Origin of the sequence: Pedobacter sp. WC2423 (assembly GCF_040822065.1) — a bacterium.
Taxonomy (GTDB): Bacteria; Bacteroidota; Bacteroidia; order Sphingobacteriales; family Sphingobacteriaceae; genus Pedobacter.
On the sequence record NZ_CP162005.1, the window covers coordinates 26,329 to 46,594 of the forward strand.

20 protein-coding genes are annotated in these 20,266 nt (G+C 38.0%); 10 read left to right on the top strand and 10 right to left on the bottom strand.

Going from position 1 to position 20,266, the window contains the following annotated elements; translation table 11 throughout:
- Positions 1-461 precede the first annotated feature (461 nt).
- The 4 genes from AB3G38_RS00115 to dapB all read right to left on the bottom strand — a co-directional run bounded on the left by AB3G38_RS00115 (position 462) and on the right by dapB (position 2,734).
- Entirely contained in the window at positions 462-692 is a 231-nt protein-coding gene (locus AB3G38_RS00115; RefSeq protein WP_367866466.1) for a hypothetical protein, read from the bottom strand.
- 22 nt (positions 693-714) lie between these two features.
- Entirely contained in the window at positions 715-891 is a 177-nt protein-coding gene (locus tag AB3G38_RS00120) for an Arc family DNA binding domain-containing protein (RefSeq protein ID WP_367866467.1), read from the bottom strand.
- Positions 892-893: 2 nt separating this feature from the next.
- Positions 894-1,748 carry an SPFH domain-containing protein gene (locus AB3G38_RS00125; protein ID WP_367866468.1) on the bottom strand — a complete coding sequence of 285 codons (855 nt, stop codon included), beginning with the start codon at positions 1,746-1,748 and terminating at the stop codon, positions 894-896.
- A gap of 164 nt (positions 1,749-1,912) precedes the next feature.
- Entirely contained in the window at positions 1,913-2,734 is an 822-nt protein-coding gene (gene dapB, locus AB3G38_RS00130) for a 4-hydroxy-tetrahydrodipicolinate reductase (protein WP_367866469.1), read from the bottom strand.
- A 146-nt stretch (positions 2,735-2,880) separates the two neighbouring features.
- Between dapB and AB3G38_RS00135 the strand changes: the two genes are divergently transcribed.
- Both AB3G38_RS00135 and AB3G38_RS00140 read left to right on the top strand, forming a co-directional pair.
- Positions 2,881-4,206 (top strand): alpha/beta fold hydrolase, encoded by a 1,326-nt coding sequence (locus tag AB3G38_RS00135; RefSeq protein WP_367866470.1) that lies wholly within the window; start codon positions 2,881-2,883, stop codon positions 4,204-4,206.
- Between the two features lie 8 nt (positions 4,207-4,214).
- Positions 4,215-4,880 (top strand): HAD family hydrolase, encoded by a 666-nt coding sequence (locus tag AB3G38_RS00140; protein WP_367866471.1) that lies wholly within the window; start codon positions 4,215-4,217, stop codon positions 4,878-4,880.
- Positions 4,881-4,887: 7 nt separating this feature from the next.
- Here the strand turns inward: AB3G38_RS00140 and AB3G38_RS00145 are convergent, their stop codons facing one another.
- Positions 4,888-5,115: a hypothetical protein gene (locus AB3G38_RS00145; protein ID WP_367866472.1), complete on the bottom strand. Its 228-nt coding sequence runs from the start codon at positions 5,113-5,115 to the stop codon at positions 4,888-4,890.
- Between the two features lie 17 nt (positions 5,116-5,132).
- Here AB3G38_RS00145 and AB3G38_RS00150 point away from each other — a divergent pair, with 17 nt between their 5' ends.
- Positions 5,133-5,822, top strand: a complete 690-nt coding sequence (locus AB3G38_RS00150; protein WP_367866473.1) for an SOS response-associated peptidase — start codon at positions 5,133-5,135, stop codon at positions 5,820-5,822.
- 41 nt (positions 5,823-5,863) lie between these two features.
- On the opposite strand, the gene AB3G38_RS00155 is transcribed toward AB3G38_RS00150, so the two are convergent.
- Complete coding sequence (locus tag AB3G38_RS00155; RefSeq protein ID WP_367866474.1) at positions 5,864-6,115, bottom strand: hypothetical protein; 252 nt, start codon at positions 6,113-6,115, stop codon at positions 5,864-5,866.
- Positions 6,116-6,268: 153 nt separating this feature from the next.
- On the opposite strand from AB3G38_RS00155, the gene AB3G38_RS00160 reads away from it, so the two are divergent.
- Entirely contained in the window at positions 6,269-6,784 is a 516-nt protein-coding gene (locus AB3G38_RS00160; RefSeq protein WP_367866475.1) for a DUF892 family protein, read from the top strand.
- 8 nt (positions 6,785-6,792) lie between these two features.
- Here AB3G38_RS00160 and AB3G38_RS00165 read toward each other — a convergent pair whose 3' ends face one another.
- Entirely contained in the window at positions 6,793-7,149 is a 357-nt protein-coding gene (locus tag AB3G38_RS00165) for a hypothetical protein (RefSeq protein ID WP_367866476.1), read from the bottom strand.
- Positions 7,150-7,712: 563 nt separating this feature from the next.
- On the opposite strand from AB3G38_RS00165, the gene AB3G38_RS00170 reads away from it, so the two are divergent.
- Complete coding sequence (locus AB3G38_RS00170; RefSeq protein WP_367866477.1) at positions 7,713-8,438, top strand: DUF6166 domain-containing protein; 726 nt, start codon at positions 7,713-7,715, stop codon at positions 8,436-8,438.
- Position 8,439: 1 nt separating this feature from the next.
- Here the strand turns inward: AB3G38_RS00170 and AB3G38_RS00175 are convergent, their stop codons facing one another.
- Together AB3G38_RS00175 and AB3G38_RS00180 are read right to left on the bottom strand one after the other, a co-directional pair.
- A complete protein-coding gene (locus AB3G38_RS00175; protein WP_367866478.1) occupies positions 8,440-9,444 on the bottom strand; it encodes an SDR family oxidoreductase in 1,005 nt (334 codons plus the stop codon).
- On the bottom strand, positions 9,431-10,708 hold the full coding sequence (locus AB3G38_RS00180; protein WP_367866479.1) for a nucleotide sugar dehydrogenase: 1,278 nt from the start codon (positions 10,706-10,708) through the stop codon (positions 9,431-9,433). Before AB3G38_RS00180 ends, AB3G38_RS00175 begins: the two co-directional genes overlap by 14 nt.
- Positions 10,709-10,879: 171 nt before the next feature.
- Here AB3G38_RS00180 and AB3G38_RS00185 point away from each other — a divergent pair, with 171 nt between their 5' ends.
- Positions 10,880-12,922, top strand: a complete 2,043-nt coding sequence (locus tag AB3G38_RS00185; RefSeq protein WP_367866480.1) for a M13 family metallopeptidase — start codon at positions 10,880-10,882, stop codon at positions 12,920-12,922.
- A 96-nt stretch (positions 12,923-13,018) separates the two neighbouring features.
- On the opposite strand, the gene AB3G38_RS00190 is transcribed toward AB3G38_RS00185, so the two are convergent.
- A complete protein-coding gene (locus AB3G38_RS00190; protein WP_367866481.1) occupies positions 13,019-13,600 on the bottom strand; it encodes a YceI family protein in 582 nt (193 codons plus the stop codon).
- A 217-nt stretch (positions 13,601-13,817) separates the two neighbouring features.
- Here AB3G38_RS00190 and AB3G38_RS00195 point away from each other — a divergent pair, with 217 nt between their 5' ends.
- The 4 genes from AB3G38_RS00195 (at position 13,818) to AB3G38_RS00210 (ending at position 20,241) form a co-directional block, all read left to right on the top strand.
- Positions 13,818-14,504, top strand: a complete 687-nt coding sequence (locus AB3G38_RS00195; RefSeq protein WP_367866482.1) for a hypothetical protein — start codon at positions 13,818-13,820, stop codon at positions 14,502-14,504.
- A gap of 172 nt (positions 14,505-14,676) precedes the next feature.
- Positions 14,677-17,589, top strand: a complete 2,913-nt coding sequence (locus tag AB3G38_RS00200; RefSeq protein ID WP_367866483.1) for a CheR family methyltransferase — start codon at positions 14,677-14,679, stop codon at positions 17,587-17,589.
- Positions 17,582-19,207: an ATP-binding protein gene (locus AB3G38_RS00205; protein WP_367866484.1), complete on the top strand. Its 1,626-nt coding sequence runs from the start codon at positions 17,582-17,584 to the stop codon at positions 19,205-19,207. Before AB3G38_RS00200 ends, AB3G38_RS00205 begins: the two co-directional genes overlap by 8 nt.
- Positions 19,208-19,227: 20 nt before the next feature.
- Positions 19,228-20,241: a chemotaxis protein CheB gene (locus tag AB3G38_RS00210; protein WP_367866485.1), complete on the top strand. Its 1,014-nt coding sequence runs from the start codon at positions 19,228-19,230 to the stop codon at positions 20,239-20,241.
- The last annotated feature ends 25 nt before the right edge of the window (positions 20,242-20,266 follow it).

Consider the following 20,266-nt stretch of genomic DNA (forward strand, 5'->3'; position numbering starts at 1 on the left):
TAAGAGTATCGGGCAGTGGCTGATCCATTGTGATGGTTAAATTGAATAGAGCGCCAAATATAGTCGTTTACTTACGTATTAGCTCAAATCATTTAACAATGGAAAACTCAATTGTCTATCCGGAAGTCTGATTTCATTGATTTGACTATTAATATACCAATCAGACTTATCAAAACAACCATGATGGTTTCGCCGGTAACGAGTGCTATATTATAAAAGGGGAAAGCTCCATCCGTTAATTTGATAAAGAATACTAATAAAAGTAGAGCGACTTCTAAAGTGGCTGTTACCAATATAGCTTTTGATAGATTTCCCATAATTAGCCTTATTTATTCTTAATAATAAGGATATAATGTAATTTCTGCTATTTTATTACGTGAACAGCTATTTTATCAATGTGAATTCGGATTTATAAGGGTATCTAAACCGAATAAAAGGGATAATTGTGCCTTTAGTGCAAATTAACGGGGGCTGTACTGATCATAAGTGATTTTTGGAACATCCTCGAACTGGCTTCTCACAAAACGCTGATGATTGGTCACAGCACAATCAATAAGATGACCAATGATTTCTTTCTTGCTCCATTGCGCAGCACCCGGTTTTAAGGAAAATATATGATCATCAATTTCATTCAAAAGCTGAGGTATCGTATTGCATAAGTATTGTAGTTTTTGAATTGATTGTCCGGTCATCTATTTTCCAGTTCTTGTTTTCTTATTTTTCAGGGTTATCTTTTTGTACCCCTTTTATTCTTTTTGCGTTTTTAAGGCTATTATTCAGCATCCACTCAATCTGACCATTAACACTACGAAATTCATCAGCAGCCCATTTCTCTATAGCCTTCATCGTTTCTGAATCTATCCTTAACGCAAATGATTTCTTATCTGACATATTTATTGATTTAATGTCCCGGTATTGATCACAGGTTTTGTCTCGCTATCACCACAAAGGACAACCATTAAATTACTGACCATAGTTGCTTTTCTGTCATCATCAAACTCTATGATTTTCTTGTCGGCCAGGAGTTTAAGTGCGCTTTCTACCATTCCAACGGCCCCTTCCACAATCTTGTGGCGCGCTGCCACTACAGCAGAAGCTTGCTGTCTTCTCAGCATTGAGTGTGCAATCTCAGGAGCGTAAGCCAGATAGCCGATTCTTGATTCTATAACCTCTATCCCGGCAATATCCAGCCTTTCTGCTAATTCTTTTTCCAATGCAATATTTACATCATCAAAGTTGGTACTTAGCGTAATTGTAGCTGTTTCGTCTTCAAAATGATCATATGGAAAAGAACCCGCAAGTTTTCTTACTGCTGAATCTGTTTGTATTTTGATAAACGTCGTATAATTATCTACCTCAAATGCGACTTTAAAAGTATCTTTTACTCTCCAGACCAGGATAACGCTGATCAGGATCGGATTTCCCATTTTATCATTTACTTTGATTTTTTCACTTTCAAAGTTTCTTGCACGCAGTGAATAACTAAACCTGGTGTACAATGGATTGATCCAGAACATCCCATTTTGTTTGATACTTCCTTTATACTTTCCAAACAGCAGCAGCACCTTTGAGCTATTTGGGCTGACAATAATCAAACCCTTAGCCAAAATAATTAATATAGGGATGCAGGCGATAATCAGCATAATTTGCTGGTCACTTACGGCATAAGCTAATAAGCCTGCAGTAATGACTAAAAGGAAGATAACCAGATAACCATTAAAGGGCGTAACGATCTTTTCTACTTTCATGAATATAGTATTTAAATGATATTAAATTGATATCATAAATCTAGGTATTAATTCAGCACAATTCCAAATGTTATGATCTATTTTCATATCAATTGAACTTGTGCTGAATTCTATGCTGTCCATAACAGCTGGAGTATTTTGTAGTTGAACATTAGTGCAGAAGTTTATGAATTAAAGTCCATTACATTATCCAAACCTCTTTTTAAACCGGTAAAAGTATCCACTTTTCTGATGGCCAGTAAAGCCCCCTGAACATATGGTTTCGCACTGCCTCCGGCTTCATGTTTGATAATCAGCTTTTCATCTTCCATTCCGAAAATAGTTTCCAGTGCAATTACATATCCGGGTAATCTGACCGAATGTACCTGCATCCCGTTAATATCTGCACCTCTGGTTTCCTTAATTCCTTTAGTATCTGCAATTGGAATAGTTTTATTGGATTCCCTAACCTTAGATAACCTGTTCGCAAGTTCTAATGTACTTCCACTTGGAGAATCAATTTTACGGTCACTTGCGTAATCAATGATTTCCCAGTTCGGCATATACTTCGCGGCCATTTCAGCAAACTTGTTCAACAGGACAACGCTGATTGCGAAATTTCCAACAGCCAGTACAGCTTGTTTATGTTCATTAGCTACCAGGCTGATTTCTTCATAATCAGCATCCGAAAGACCTGATGTGCCAACCACAACATTAACACCTTGATTGATCGCAGTAATTACCTGATGTTTCGCAATATCTGGTTTTGTATAATCTACTAAAACATCACAGGGAATAGCTAAAGCCTCTTCTATTGTTCCGAAAACAGGAATATTTTGCGTACCGGATAAATTCAGCAGGTCATTCAGATTTTTACCCGCGCTTTTACGGGAAACTGCTGAAACCAATTCCAGGTCATCTGTTAAAACAATCCCTTTGCAAAGTTCTGAGCCTGCCCAGCCAGTTGCTCCTGCAACGCACACACGTATTTTTTTTCTGGTTGTCATATTTCTTCTTTCAAATGATAAATACACGTAATTCAGTTAATTTATAAAGCAAATATACTTGCCCTAAGCTACCTGATTTTTTCATGGAGAGCGTGATATTTAAGTCAAAAATATGTTAGCTTTGATTTTAAAGCCATATCAATTACATGAAAAAAATTACGCTGATAATCTTTGCAATGCTGTGCTCTACCTTGTCATTTTCACAAGACATTATTAAACTGTTTAACCGTTCAGCAGATTTCTTTGAGCTGATGAATCAGAAGAAATTTACTGAAGCACAGGCATATTTTGATCCAAGTGTTTCCGCTAAGATTTCTGTGGAAGATTTGCAGAAACTATGGGGGGTGTTTAACGAGAAACTTGGTAAGTTTGAATCAGCGAACGGGGTTGAAAGTAAAGTTAATGGCGATTTTTTTATTGTTATTGTGGACGGGAAATTTGCGAATACCACACAAAGTTTCAGACTTATTTATAATAAAGCTGGAAATATGGTTGGTTTTACTCCTGCTCCTGTTAAAAATGAGGCAAAATACCTGAATCCTGCCTATGCAGATACAACCTTATATACAGAAAAAGAAATATATGTCAAGACTCCCGGGCATAGCCTGGTTGGTGTGCTTACTACACCAAAAAACACAAAGAATTTTCCGATTGTAGTTCTTGTACATGGTTCAGGGCCTGGGGATATGGATGAAACCGTTGGCCCAAACAAGCCTTTCAAAGATCTTGCTGCGGGCTTTGCTGCCAAAGGGGTTGCCAGTATACGGTATGTAAAAAGAACAAGAATTTATAGTGGTGAATTTGGAGGTGCATTTACTGTAAAGGAAGAAGTAATCGATGATGCAGTTGCCGCAGTAAATTTGGCTGCTACCATACCTGATATTGATAAAAAACAAATTTATCTGCTGGGGCATAGCCTTGGAGGAATGTTAGCGCCTAAAATAGCTGCACTGACACCTGAATTAAGCGGAATAATACTGGCCGCAGCTCCGGCCAGAAGTTTTACAGATTTGATCACTGAACAGGAGAAAGCTGTATTCGATGCGTCAAAAGATACTACGCAAGCTACTAAAGTCAAGTTTGCTGAGCTAAATAAGGAGCTTAACAGAACCAGGTTAGTCGCTTTAGGTAATATGAAAGCAGACTCCACGATTTTAGGTCTGCCAGTATCTTATTGGATTGATCTGAATAAATACAATCAGGTAGAAACTGCAAAAAAAATAAACAAACAACGCATTTTGATTGTACAGGGAGGGAACGATTTCCAGGTTTCGACACGTGATTATGAATTATGGGATGCTGCATTAAATAAGAAGAACAACGTAACACTGAAACTATATCCTGATTTGAACCATTTATTGAGTTCTCAGGTAGAAAAAGGTGATACCCGTCAGTACGCTATGGCATCAAGTGTATCTGAAACATTAATTAATGATTTAGTAGCCTGGATAAAATTAAATAATAAAAAATAACTCTGTTCATGACGAAATTTAAAGCACTGCTTTTTGATTTAGATGGTACACTCGTAGATTCAGAACATTTTCATTACCAGGTATGGAATGAGATACTGGCAGAATCTGATGTTCAGCTCGAATATTCGGATTTCCTGAGAAACTTTGCAGGTATTCCCTTACCTGGAAATGCTAAAAGGTTAAAGGAATTATATGAAATAGCCTCTCCTCTGGATGTATTGATCACCAGGAAAGAAGAACTCACGAATCAACGTTTAATTACCAGCACGATTGAACTCATGCCTTATGTAGAGGAAACGATGGATTTCTTTTTATCAAAAGGGATTGCTATGGCACTTGTTACGGCAAGTAAAAGAGCTGATGTAGATGAATTGTTCCGGAAAAACGGACTTGGAAAATATTTTAAGCATCTGGTAACCAGAAGTGATGTGGCAAAAAGCAAGCCTGATCCGGAATCTTATAATCTTGCTGTTCAGAAAATTGGATTCGCTAAAAATGAATGCCTGGTCTTTGAAGATACGGTAAACGGATTGCTGGCTGCTAAAAATGCTGATTTAACTTGTTTTGCCATTCAGGGCGATGAAGAAAGTCATGAGAAACTCGCTGGTGCTGACCGCATATTTAAAGATTTCAAAGCAGCTACAGCCTACATAACAGCAAATGAACTGATCTGATACCAAATTAAGGAGCCTGATAATGACCTGTAATTAAATCAAGGAGATCTTCATTGATTCCAGTGCCATGATCAGCCTTCCATTTGTTTTCTTTAGTCATTTTGATTTCGAAGTTTTCATGGTCATCAATAGAGACAATGTGATTTGTCTCTTCACCATCTGTTACTGAATGTACCGATACAGGAATAGATTTACCTTCAAAACTAACTTCAAATTTGGTTACTTTATAACTCATTAAGCAAAGATATAAAAATGTGTGCACGCTATACGCTTACTAAAGCCCAAAAGGAATTATTAATCCGTTACCAGGTTAAATTCCCTGCTGATTACAAACCCAATTATAATCTTGCACCTACCCAAAAAGGATTGGTGATTACTGCCGATGAACCTGATACCGCACAGCTGATGCACTTTGGACTGGTTCCGTACTGGGCTCAAAGTACAAAACTTGATTTTTCAACGCTTAATGCCCGTTCTGAAGAGATTATGGCTAAGAAAACGTTCGCACCGCTGATCACACATCGTAAAACCTGCCTGATACTGGCAGATGGCTTTTATGAATGGGATAAAAAAACCGGAGATACTTTGCCCTACCGTTTTGTTTTAAAAGACAGAGATTTGTTTGCTTTTGCAGGCCTTTGGAGTCAATGGAAAGATCAGTTTTCAGAAGAAGTCTATCGCTCTTTTACCATTATGACTACTCAGGCTAATGAAACCGTTGGTAAAGTCCATGCACCTAAATTCAGGATGCCGGTTATATTAAGCAGAGAAGAAGAAGCACTCTGGCTGAGTAAAGATCTGGGAACTGCTGACCTGCTGAATTTATGCAAAGCTTATCCGGACGAATTGATGGATTGCTACAGAGTGGACAAAGCTGTAAATGCTACAGTGATTAAAGGAGTAATTAATAACAGGCCTGAACTGATGCAGGCTATACATTGATAGAAGTATAAATGAAACACTTATACTTCTATACTATATTTTTAATCTTTTTTGGCTCTGTTTTCCAGGTAAACTGTTAAAACACTTTTTAAGTACAGTTCCGGCTTAGGCATGGTGATAATTGTTCCAGGTTCTTTATCCTGCGATTGTTTGATATAATTAGCTTTGATCTTTCCCCAGTCTTTTGAATAAAGCTGGATAAAGGTTTCCACAAATTGCTCATCTGTATAATCTTTTGGAAGCTTACTTAGCACAACTTCTATTTTCTCTTCTTTTCTATGTAATACTGCCATAATGAATTTTAAATCTTTCCAAAGCTATGGAACTAAAAGTGATTTACGTAAACTTTTCTGATTTCTGATTGTTTTAATGTGGTTAATCGTTAATTGTTTTAATGCTGTTAATCATTATAGGATCGTTCCAGAGAGAAATTAAATCATTGCCTTATGGTGGATAAACTCAAAGCGCAAGGCTTGCAGGATTTCTTTATTCAATGTTTGCAAGACCTGTATATTTCGGAAAAGAAACTGGTTAAATGTGCAGCTGCACTATCTATTGCTGCATTTACAGAAGAATTGCAACGCGCATTAATCGAACAATCTGAAGAAGCCAGCTTGCACGTGCAACGGCTGGATATGGTATTTGATTTAATGAACCAGCAACCTGGCGAAGGGAAATGTCACATTATCGAAATTCTAAGTGATAAAGCAGCCTCTATCGTAAAGACTTTAGAAACTGGTACAGCATTGAGAGATGCAGCAATAATTTATGCTGTTCAGCTGATTGCACACTACAAAATAGCCAGTTATGGAAGTTTAATTTCCCTGCTTGAAGAATTGGATTATCCAAAAGCTCAAATGATATTGAAAGAGTGCCTGGCTGAGGAGAAAGCTTCGGACGCTTATCTGACGAAAATTGCTGTGGATTTTATTAATCCGGCAGCGCAAAACGAAGCTGAATAATCGATTTACTAGACGTCGCCAGAAGTTTCTTCGTTAAAACTATCGGCTACTTTTTCCGCTAATTTGAAGAATCTTTCACGCCAGTAATTCCTGTCTTGTTCCATTTCTTCAAAAGTGGTAATCTCCTTAGTATGGGCTGGCCTGGTCACTTTCTCTTCTGGGTATTCATCAGAGAAATCATATTTAAGTGCTTCTCCGTATTTTGAGATTATTTTATAAGGTAATTGAGGTTCCAGAATGTGGTTATAATAACTGGTTCTGTCATATCCCGCAGCTTTTGCAACAGCCTTTATGGTCATGCCTGAATTGCGGACAACGGAGTCCAGAAGTTCACCTTTATGTTTCTTAATATCCTCTTTTTTCACTAAAAACAAGGTAAATCAATAATCTTTAAGAATATTCTACATTTTATTAGTATAATTCTACATTTATGTTGATATTAGTATTTATAATGTAGAATTGTAATTTAATTTGAAGAATTACTCTACATATTTGTCCACTTATTTAAATTAATATTATGTAATAGAATATAGATTCACACAAATTTATAATTTTGCAGTTCTTCAATTGAAATGAAGGACTGCTTGACGAGCCTCGTAACAGAAATCTGGTAAATTTCAACAATACCCTACGAGATAAGTCAAGCAGCCTGAACCTATAAATATGGGGTCGGTTGCTTGCTTAAGTTTATTGTAGGGTATATTTTGCAAAAAATATATAGGTTTACCAGAACCTCTGTTACATTAAACGGGCAAGTAGCCGACCCTGTTCTTTTTCCAGATTTCGCTTATTTGCATCCGCAGCTACGTATAAACACCAATTACCTTGATGAAGAAAATGGTATGTGCGGCCAGTAAAATTTTCCTGGTTCATCGCGTAAAAGCTGGCTGCCATACCTTTTCTGTTTTTCCTTAGTTAAAACATGCTTATGAATAATTATTCAGAATCTAAAACAGTGAAATGGGACATCCGAATGCCGGAGAAAGTTTTTCATATTAAAGGAACTGTAAGTATTTCCAATGAACTTTCCGTACCGGTTAAAACTACCAGGAGGTTATGGGTAAACCACCAGGAAATATTTCCGGAAACCGCGACCGCACTGCGTTCATTTTATGATTGTAGCTTTGAATGGGGCGAACTCGGGCAGAACGCTTCTTATACAGCCGCATTATCAATCTGTCTGGCTATATTCAATAGTGAAAGGTTAGCCGAAAACATGTTTATCTGTTTTAAAGAAGAGTTTGTTCAGAATTTTCCTGATGGCAATTTTGAACTGGTGCTGGAAGTGACCAGGTTTTTAAATAAACATAACCACAGGTTGCATCCTCATCTGTACAGCCGGTTTTGTTTCTCCGCAATTACCAATTCGAGAGAAATTCTTTTGTATAAAGATCCGGAAACCGGGTTAATCACAACCGATCTTGCTGAGAATTATGCTATGCATAGAGCGTATATGCCTGATGTGAAGTTGAGAAAGCTTAATGAACGTAAACAAAGATTGTTATTCAGGCTATTTGCTAAGGATGACTATATCGTCAGCGGTTATGAATTTCCCGAGGTGATGCGCAGGGTAGAAGAAATGATGGCCAGATTCTACTGGAGATCTGTGGAGAAAATTATTACCAATAAACTGGCAGAGCGTTACGATAATTAAACTATACTTTATTCCTCATCCAGTTCAGCGTATATTCCAGCCCTTTTTGTACATCATATAATGGAGCGTAACCCAGGTCTTCTTTAATCCTGCTAATGTTTGCCAGTGAATCATGAATATCTCCGGCCCTGGATGGACCATAAGTCTGTCCAGGATCTGTACCATGAAGTTCTTTTATAATAACCCAAAGCTGATTTAAGGAAATACGCTCACTGTAAGCTACGTTATAAATTGTATGGGGAGTCTCACCAGTAAATAATAGAGCTTTGATATTTGCTTGTACTACATTTTCAATGAAAGTGAAATCCCTGGTCTGACTTCCATCGCCATTAATAACAGGTGCGGAGCCAGTTATAACTGCTTTCATTAACAGCGGAATAACTGCTGCATAAGCACCTTCAGGATCCTGGTTTGGTCCGAAAACGTTAAAATATCTTAAACCTACACTATCCGTTCCGTAAGTTTTTCTGAAAACATCCGCATAAAGCTCGTTGACTAATTTAGTCACTGCATAAGGGGAGAGGGGGGCGCCAATGCGTTCTTCTGTTTTGGGTAATTCCTTACTATCTCCATAAGTAGAAGAAGAGGCTGCATAGACCATTCTCTTCACCTGTTGCTCTTTAACTGCCATCAGCAGGTTTAAAAAGCCTTCTATATTAACCTGGCTGGTGGTTAAAGGATCTTTTATAGAACGCGGTACAGATCCCAGTGCCGCCTGATGTGTTACGTAATCAATTCCTTTACAAGCAGATATACAGGTTTCAGGATTACGGATATCACCATTTATAAATTCAAAGGCAGGGTTCGATTCAAATTCTTCCAGGTTCTTCCTGAATCCGGTAGACAAATTATCCAGCACACGTACTTTTCCCGCACCATATTTCAATAGATATTTAACCAGGTTTGAACCAATAAAACCAGCTCCGCCAGTGATCAGAAAAGCTGATTTACTCAAATCCTGATCATGGTAAGGATAAGTATAAAGTTGATAATTAGAGTCTTCCATGCGTGATTTTTTCAGGTAACATTCCTTTTATATCATAGATTACTGTATTTTCTTTACAAAGCTGCCGTACATCGAGTTCTTTAAACTCCGAATGCGCAACAGCACCGATTACGGCATCAAACTGACGGTCGGTAATCGCTTCATTCTGGCAGGTAATACCGTATTCCTGGTAAACATGGACAGGATCAGCCCAGGGATCAAGAATACATACATTCACATGATACTCTTTTAAACGCATTACAATATCGATTACCCTGGTATTACGTACATCCGGACAATTCTCCTTGAAAGTGAAACCTAAAATCAGGACTTCACTGCCTGTAACCTGTATTTGCCTGCGTACCATTAATTTAATGACTTCATCAGCAATGTATTGTCCCATTCCATCATTCAAACGTCTGCCGGCAAGAATGATTTCCGGATGATAACCAGCTTCCTGTGCCTTTTGAGCAAGATAATAAGGATCTACACCAATACAATGTCCGCCCACCAGTCCGGGTTTGAAGTTCAGAAAATTCCATTTAGTACCTGCTGCTTCCAATATGTCCAGCGTATTCAAACCAATCAGGTTAAATATCTTGGCCAGTTCATTGACAAAGGCGATATTAATATCCCGCTGTGCATTTTCTATAACTTTGGCTGCTTCCGCGACTTTAATACTCGGGGCCCTGTAAGTACCAGCTGTAATAATGGTGCGGTACAATTCATCTACCCGGTCTGCTGCTGCTGGTGTAGAACCAGAAGTAATCTTTAAAATCCGGGTCAGTGTATGTTCTTTATCTCCTGGATTGATCCGCTCGGGAGAATAGCCACAGTAGAAATCAACATTGAATTTAAGTCCCGAAATACGTTCCAGTACGGGTGCGCACTCGTCTTCGGTAACGCCAGGGTAAACGGTCGACTCATAAATTACGATATCTCCCTTTTTTAAAAACCGGCCCACTGTTTCACTTGCTTTATATAAAGCAGACAAATCAGGATGGTTAAATTTATCAATGGGGGTCGGTACGGTAATAATATAGATACGGGCCTGCTGTAAAGCATTGCTATCACTGCTGAATGTTAAATCAGACTTGATATTCAGCAGCTGCCCTTCAGTGATTTCCAGCGTGCTGTCGTATCCTTTATGGAGTTCTTCTATGCGTTTTTGTTTAGTATCGAAGCCTGTCACTTTAAAATACTGCGCAAAAGCTACTGCCAGTGGTAAGCCAACGTAACCCAGGCCAATAACAGCTATAGGTGTGTCTTTATCAATCCTTGTCATCTATAATCTTCTATGCTGCTTGTTTTTCAACAAACAGGGCGCAATTTATTGAAATAAAACTGAATCTTAAGCATTAATAAAGTAGGCAGAGTCCAGATCCTAAAGAATTATAATTAGATGCAAATTAAGAAACGGTTTCTTAGTAGATTTGATTAAACTAACTGATAACAGATGAATAATTTAAAACTCTCTTTGGGTGTACCCATCATTGCAGGTTCCCTGCTGGTTTTGGCGGCATTCCAATCCTTTCATTCCACAGGAGATCCTAAATCGGGAATTATCCTTGAAAATATGGATAAACAAGTTGTTCCGGGAAATAATTTCATGGATTACGTAAATGGAGCCTGGATTAAAAAAACAGAAATTCCAGCAGATAAACCTTCTGCAAGTGTAAGCTCAGTGATCAATGATAAAGCTCAGGAAGATGTCAAAGAAATTATAGAAAAGGCAGCATCCGGAAAATTTGCCGATGGTTCTGAGGAACAAAAAATAGGTGACCTTTATGGTTCTTATATGAATATGACAGTAAGAGATGCGGTTGGCGTAAAACCTCTGGCAGTTGATTTCAAGAAGATTGATGCCATTAAAAACCAGAAAGAACTGGCCGCGTATTTTGCTTATGCGAATAAAATAGGAAATATGGCACCGTTTAGTGTGACAGTTACAGAAGACTTTAAAAATCCTAAAAATTATATGCTGTTAACCTGGCAGGGTGGATTAGGCCTTCCGGACAGAGAATATTATTTCACTGATAATGCCAAGTCTAAAGAGATCAGAACTAAGTATGTATCACATATTGAAAAAATGCTGACCCTTGCAGGTGTTACAGAAGCCAAACCAAAAGCATCAGAGATTATGGCTTTGGAAACTTTGCTGGCTTCTAAACAAATGAAGAAAGAAGAAACCAGGAATATGGCTGGTTTATACAATAAATATGCGGTGAGCAAGCTGAATACCTTAATGCCTGATTATGACTGGAAAGGTATGCTGAATGAAGCAGGTGTGAAAAATCCGGACAGTATTGTTGTTGCACAAGTTGCTTATACTAAAGAGCTGAACGGAATTATTAAAAATACGCCGCTAAGTATCTGGAAAACTTATCTGAAATGGAGTTTGGTCAAAGGTGGTGCAAGTGCTTTGAATGCTGCTCTTGATGAAGAGAATTTCAGTTTCAATGGAACTATATTAAATGGTGTACCTAAACAACGTCCGCAATGGCGCAGAGCTGTTGGTGTTGTGAATGGTTCTTTAGGGGAAATGGTGGGTAAGTTGTATGTAGAGAAACATTTCTCTCCTGAAGCTAAAGCACGTATGCTGGTTTTAGTTGGCAATCTGCTTAAAGCTTATGAAACCAGTATCAAAGAACTGGACTGGATGAGTCCTGAAACTAAAACTGAGGCACTTAAAAAGATCAGTAAGTTTACGCCCAAAATCGGTTATCCTGATAAATGGAGAGATTATTCCAGCCTGAAAATCGTTAAAAATGATCTTTATGGTAACCTGACCCGTTCTACTGCTTTTGAATATAACCGGATGATGAAAAAGCTGGGAACTCCGGTTGACCGTACAGAGTGGGGGATGACCCCTCAGACGGTAAATGCTTATTATAACCCGCCATTGAATGAAATTGTATTCCCGGCAGCTATCCTGCAGCCACCATTTTTTGATATGAATGCCGAAGATGCCGTAAATTATGGTGGTATTGGTGCTGTTATCGGACATGAAATTGGTCATGGATTTGACGATCAGGGCAGTACTTTTGACGGCGACGGTGTGATGCGTGACTGGTGGACAAAAAATGACTTAAGTGAATTTAAGAAAAGAACCAATGCTTTGGTTGCACAATACAGTGGCTTTAAAGTATTGAGCGATCTGAATGTAAATGGCGAATTTACTTTGGGAGAGAATATCGGAGATCTTGGTGGATTAACAATTGCGCTGAAAGCTTATCACGCCAGTTTGAATGGTAAAACTGCACCAGTACTGGATGGCTTTAATGGCGATCAGCGTGTTTTTATTGGATGGGGACAGGTTTGGTTAAACAAATCAAGAGAACAGGCCTTAAGGAAACAAGTAGGTACAGACCCGCATTCTCCTGCAAGATTCCGTGTGAATGGGATTGTAAGGAACATTCCTGAATTTTACACAGCATTTAATGTAAAACCTGGAGACTCGTTATATCTTGCACCAGCAAAGAGAGTTAAAATCTGGTAAACAGATTTAATACCGGAAAGAAAAAGCCGCTGTTTCATTACGAAACAGCGGCTTTTTCAATTTAATTTAGCTTGATGGCTAAATCAGTCCATTTGACTAGTTTTTAACGAATTCAGTATTTGCGTTAAGTATAATTTCATCACTTAACATTGCATTTGGATATTTTGAACCTAAAGCGAAATCAGCTCTTTTGATTTTTCCTGTTACTTTGAAACCAGCAGTAGCTTTTTTAGACATTGGGTTAGTAGTTACACCTCTTAAAGTTGCGTCTAAAGTAACTGGTTTAGTTACACCATGTAATGATAACAGACCGTTTACTTTGAATTTATTGCCAGCTAATTTTTTAACTGAAGTACTTTTGAAAGTTAATTTAGGGAATTTTTCAGCGTCAAAGAAATCAGCAGTTTTCAAGTGTCCGTCTCTTTTTTCATCTTCTGTATTTACTGAATTGATATCAGCACTCAAAGTTATCACTGCATCAGAGAAATCATCTTTTGAAGCTGTGATTGTTGATTCAAAGTTTTTAAATGAACCTTCAACATCAGTGATCATTAAGTGTGTAATCACGAATCCTAATTTTGAATGCGATTTATCTGCAGTCCAGGTACTTGGTCCAACTGGTTTAAAAGCAAATAATGCAGCTGATGCTGCTAATAATAATACAAGTAATTTTTTCATGTTTGTAATTTTTTTATACGACAAATATGGTATAATAAAGTTGTTGTTGTATTGATGTATGGTAAGAAAAATAAAATGAACATAAAATTATTAAAAGATTAAAAGGTCTTACATTCTTGAAATAGGTAGTTGACTTCAGGTTTTTGGGTATTTATACTGGTGGTTAATTAAATAAACCTCTTAAATTTGATGTTCAGTTAAGTACTATCTGAATAGTATGAAATCATTTGTAGATATGGTACCTAAAAATTTACTCTGCTTTTCACATCTCCGCTGGGACTTTTTGTTGCAGCGGCCTCAGCAATTGTTATTGCGGTTTGCTGAAGATACCAATGTTTATTACGTTGAAAATCCCATTTTTGACGCCAAAGATGAACCTTATTTCTCTTTTGGAACGCGTTCAGAAACCTTATGGAAAATGGTTCCGCATCTAAGACCAGGGCTTACTTCCAGCCAGGTCACTAAATGCATGACCTGGTTAATTGACGGATTTATGAAAAATGCGGACCTTAAGGATTGGACATTCTGGTATTATACTTCTTCTGCTTTATCCTTTACCAAAAAATATAAACCCGGATTAACCATATACGATTGTATGGACGAGGTTTCCATGTTTGGACATTGTCCTGAAGATATGGGTATTCTGGAGAAGAAATTAGTAGAAAAGTCTGATCTTATCTTTACGCAGGGGTATACCATTACGAACAGTAAATCAGTGTCTTATCCTCAGGTTCATCCATTTCCTTCTACAGACTCCTTACAAAATACCGTTCAGATCTTATCATGGGATGATACCTATAGCGCAATGTCCCGTTTAATTAAAGATAGTTCAGCGGGGAATAGCGATCCGCGTAACTCATTTAAAAATAAGACCTGCAGAGATCAGGCTTTTAATGTCTTTTAACGCTATTCTCCAATTTTCAGTAGGTATTTATCCGGTGTCTCAATAACCAGAATAATAACGGTTTAGTGTGTTGTTTTACGGAAATAGTATAATTGTTCTCTCTTTTAAAATATTTTTGTAACTGGAAAATACCAACTTTATTTTAACTTTATAAGATTTATGAATTGAAATAATGACCGTACAAGCATCCAGATCCAAAAAAAACGAACAAAATAAAACATCTTTTCCTATCGTTGGAATGGGAGGCTCCGCAGGATCCTTTCATGCCTTTGAAAAGTTCTTTTTACATATGCCGGTAAAAAGCGGGATTGCATTTGTAATCATTATGCATCTTGACAACTCGCACCATATCAATGTGTCATCCATGTTACAGCCAGTATCTTCTATGACAATTATGGAAGCCACAGACGGTATGCTGGTTGAACCTGACCGTATTTATATCATCCCGCCGGGAAAAGATATGGGTATCCATAACGGGCGCCTGTTACTCATGGAAGCTTCCCGCTATAAAGGGGCCCACATGTCCATAGATTATTTTCTGCAAAGCCTGGCTCAGGATCAATGGGGCAATGCTGTCGCTATTATTTTCTCGGGTATGGGCGCAGATGGAGAAACAGGTGTCAGAATGATCAAGGAAAAGCTGGGTATGGCTATAGTACAAGATCCGGTGACAGCTGAATATCCAAGTATGCCGAATGCTGCGATCAAGTCAAATATGGTGGATTATATACTCGCCCCTGAAGATATGCCGGTAAAATTGATTCAATATCTGAACCATCCTGTACTCCTGGAATCCGGTGCTATTGAAGAAGCTTACTTATCCAATACCAACCAAACACGACTGCAAAAAATATTAATGCTTTTAAGGTCGCATACCGGGCATGACTTTACCCTATATAAAAAGAATACGATTGTCAGAAGGATTGAAAGAAGGATCGCGATCAATCAATTACATGATTATGCTGAATATATTACTTACCTGCGGGAAACTCCAAATGAAATCATATTGTTATTCAATGAGTTATTGATTGGCGTAACTAAGTTTTTCAGAGATCAGCAGGCATTTGATACCCTGAAGGAAAAGTTATACCCTTATTTGATTACCAAAGATGAAAACGATCCTATTCGTGTCTGGGTAGCAGGCTGTTCTACAGGTGAAGAAGCTTATTCCATTGCGATACTGCTCATCGAATTCCTCGAAGAAGTAAAATTAGAAAGAAAACCAAGATTACAGATCTTTGCAACTGATCTTGACCCGATTGCTATTGACCATGCCCGTTCGGGAAATTATTTCTCCAACATCTCTTCAGAGGTATCCCCGGAAAGACTGGAACGCTTTTTTATTAAAGTTAACGAGGGGTATATTGTTAAAAAAGAGGTGCGCGAAATGATTGTATTTGCACAGCATAACCTGATCAAAGATGCACCATTTACCCGTCTGGATCTGTTATGTTGCCGGAATGTTATGATTTACCTGACCACAGAATTACAGCGTAAAATTATTCCTGTATTTCATTATTCTCTGAATCCTAATGGTTTGTTGTTTTTAGGGCCTGCAGAATCAGTAGGGACTTTTCAGGACAGTTTTACCAATCTCGATACCAAATGGAAGCTTTTTCAGCGTAAAGAAGGGGCATCATTAGGTAATATGCTTGATTTTCCTTTTCATGTAGCGAGTCAGCACAGTAAAAATGTAAAAATGCATCTTCCTACCAAAAACTTAAAGAATCCTCTGGTAGAAACTTTTCATAAAATATTACTGGAAAGTTTTACCCCAACTTCGCTATTGTTAAACGAGCGTGGCGATATTCTGTATATCAATGGTAAAACAGCGAAGTTTATGCAGATTAACTCGGGGGAAGCTGTATTTAATATCCATAGACTGGCCAGAGAAGAACTTAAATATGCTTTAGGCAACGCAATTCACCAGGTATGGGAGCAAAAGAGTAAAATAGAGGTCTCTGATATAAAAATCAAGGATGGTGACCGGGTTTACCTGGCTGGTTTTAAGATTGATTATATGACAGAAATACCTTTGCAGGATCTGCTGCTGGTTACTTTCTTCGATCTGGGCCTGATTAAAAAAAGAAAAACTTCCAAAGGAATAAGTATCAGTGAGACCAGGGATGGAGAGGTGGAGGAGCTGGAAAAAGAATTGATTTATACCAAGCAGCAATTACATAGTACCATTGAGCAGATGGAGACTTCTATGGAAGAACTGAAGTCTGCCAATGAAGAATTACAAAGTACGAACGAAGAATTGCAGAGTACCAATGAAGAAGCATTAACCACAAAAGAGGAAATGCAGTCTTTAAACGAAGAGCTGATGACCATTAATCTTCAATATCAGAATAAAGCAGAAGAATTGACTCAGCTGAATAATGATATGAAAAACCTGCTGGATAATACTGAAATCGGAACTATATTTTTAGACAATCAGCTTAATATTGTCCGTTTTACTCCGCAGGTCACTAAATTGTTTAATGTGATACCGGGTGATGTAGGCCGGTCAATTACCCATATTGTTTCCAATTTTGATTATCCTTCTTTAGAAGATTCTATTAAGGAAGTAATTGAAAAGCTTTCTGGTAAAGAACTGGAGGTAACCACCAAAAAAAATGAATGGTATAACCTCAGAATTATGCCTTACCGTACCATGGACAATTTTATCAGCGGTGCAGTGGTTACTTTTACTAAAATAACACCTGTAAAAGCAATGGAGAGCAGACTTTCATCGCTCATGGAATATGCAAAAGGGATGATCAGTCTTATTCCTGATGCAGCAGTAGTGCTGGACAAAGACAGAAAGATACTGGTTGCGAATGATTTGTTCTTACAACAATTTAATTTAAAAGAGGGAGAAATTACAGAACAATCCTTCATGGAGATTGTTCACAACAAATGGAAAACAAATAAGCTTGACAGTTTACTGCTGCAAACAGGACCTGCTGATTTGTTTATACAACATAACTTTCAGGGGACAGGGATTAAAGACATTTTTGTGAAAACCCAACCTGTAAATAAAGTAGAAGAAGGAATAGGTTTAGTATCATTGATCACTTTTAGAAATCAAAACAGTGGATAGAAGGCAGGGTTCATCGAGAGAAAATAGTACATCATTAATTGGCCGGCTATCAGAAAAGCTGAAGTATAAGAATGAAAACTTCTCTTCAAAGATAAGCCTGACACTTGATGATGTTAATGTTTTGCTCAATGAACTTCAGGTATACCAACTGGAGCTGGAAATGCAGAATGATGAATTGAAAACTTCCTATTTGACACTGGACAGGGAGCGGGCTAAGTTCGTCGGCTTATTCGACCTGGCACCTGTAGGCTATTTTATCCTGGATTATCTGGGTGTAGTGGAAGAAGCGAATCAGAATGGTATAGATCTGCTTAATATAGCCAGACCTACCATTCTCCATAAAAGATTTCAAAGTTTTATTTCTCCGCAGTCGTGGGAAGATTTTTACAATTTTCTGCACAGGATGCAATATAATGATACCAAACAAACGGCAGAAATCAAGTTGAAATTAGCAGATGATCAGGTCATTTATACCCGTATGGAGGGAAGAGCAATTTCCAGTATCATAGTAACAGATGTCAAATATTATATTACAGTTATTGATATTACAGAAAGTCGTAATGCACAACAAGTCTTAAAAGAGACCAAAGAACGACTGGAGATGACACTTAAAGCCTCTGCAACAGGAACCTGGACTATATGCAGCGAAACCAACTCTGTTTTCCTGGATCCCCACAGTTTTAATATTATGGGAATCAGAAACTGGGAATTTAATGGAACAATTACAGGATTAATTGCATTAATTCATCCTGAAGATCGGCAACAGGTGAGCAATCAGTTGCTGGGAGCTATACATGGAGTAAAAGATATAGGTCTGGAATTCAGGATCATTACACAAGATGACGATTTCAAATATATTGCTGCAAAGGGTCATGAAATTAAAATGCAGGAAGAATCCGGTTATTTTGCCGGTATATTATCAGATATCACAGAAAGGAAAAGGTTAGAGCGTGAAGCTGAATCCTTAAAAAATGATCAGCAAAAACTAATTCTTTCTGCAACACTTACTGCACAGGAAAAAGAGCGTAATATCATCAGTAGTGCTTTGCACGATAGTATTTGTCAGCTGCTTTATGGAATTAAGCTAAACCTGGAAAGTGTAGAAAGAACTAATTACCTGAAAGGGGAGTTTAAGAATGTGAACGCGTTACTGGATCAGGTGATTAAAGAAACCAGGCAAATTTCTTATGAACTTACACCTACTGTACTCAAAGATTTTGGCTTTGTTGCAGGGATCAAAGAAATGGCACAGCGTACCAGTACTGATCATTTCCATATTGATACTTATATTGATAGTGCGGCAGATTATCTGCGTACAGATGTGCAGCTTTATCTTTTCAGGATGATACAAGAACTAATCAATAACTGTATCAAACATGCCAAAGCGAGTAAGGCAGAGATCAAAGTTCGTTTACATCGTAATCAGGTTTCTATTCAGGTTGCAGATAATGGCATAGGTTTTAACATCAATACAGAGCAGGCTGGTCATACCGGATCGGGCTTAAGCGGAATTAAAAACAGAGTATACTTGTTAAATGGGCAGGTAAAATTTCATAAGTCCAAACAGGGCATGATCGTAACGATTACATTCGAAAAAACAGCGGAACTTTCGATGTAATTATATTCAATTCAGGGGATATGAAAGCGGAAGCAATCAAAAACATTATTACAATCGGAACTTCGGCAGGTGGCTTTTCTGCCATTGCAAAATTAGTAACAAATTTTAAACCAGATCTCGATGCAGCCATATTTATTGTGATTCATTTGTCTGGTCATTCCAATTCAGAAATCATTCTAAAAGGTATTCAGAAACATACACTGTTAAAATGCAAGGTAGCCGAAGATCAGCAGGAAATTCAAAACCGGACAATTTATCTGGCCAAAGCAGACCATCAGCTATTATTGATCAAAGGTAAAATGCTGGTAACTAAAGGTGCTTTTGAAAATCACTGGCGTCCTGCTGTAGATGTACTTTTCAGATCTGCTGCTGCTGCCTATGGAAGTTGTGTCACAGGAATCATCTTAACCGGACTCATGGATGATGGTGTATCCGGGATGTATGCGATCAAAAGGAGCGGAGGACTGTGTATTGTTCAGGATCCTGAAGAAGCTGAATTTCCTGATATGCCAAACAGTGTATTAGAGGTGATGGAAGTCGATTATAAAGTAACGCTGAATGAAATAGGACCTATTTTAAGCAATAGATTTTCTCATACCACTTGTGTAGAAACAGAAATTCCTGCTGAGGTGAAACTGGAGGCAGAGATTACCAGGAGAATGACCACAAATATGAAAGATTTAAGTAAATTAGGTGACTTTAGCCATTTGACCTGCCCGGATTGTGGGGGTACAATGGTCAGAATAACTAATGATGCCATACCACGTTACCGTTGTTATACGGGGCATTCTTTCACAGAGCGGATTTTTGAAGAACAGCAGCTAAAAGGAATAGAAGATTCTCTTTGGGTGGCTATAAGAATGATGGAAGAAAGGAAAAATCTGCTGATGAATATGAGCAGGCCAAGAATGGCTGATCAGGGTTTACCAGCGGATACTTCAAGAAATGAAAGGGCTGAAGGAATTCAGCTGCATATAGACAGACTCAGAAAGATGTTAATGGATCTGGGAAATTTGCCAGGAACAGCAGACTAATGCTGTGATTTTGCAGAAAACTGTT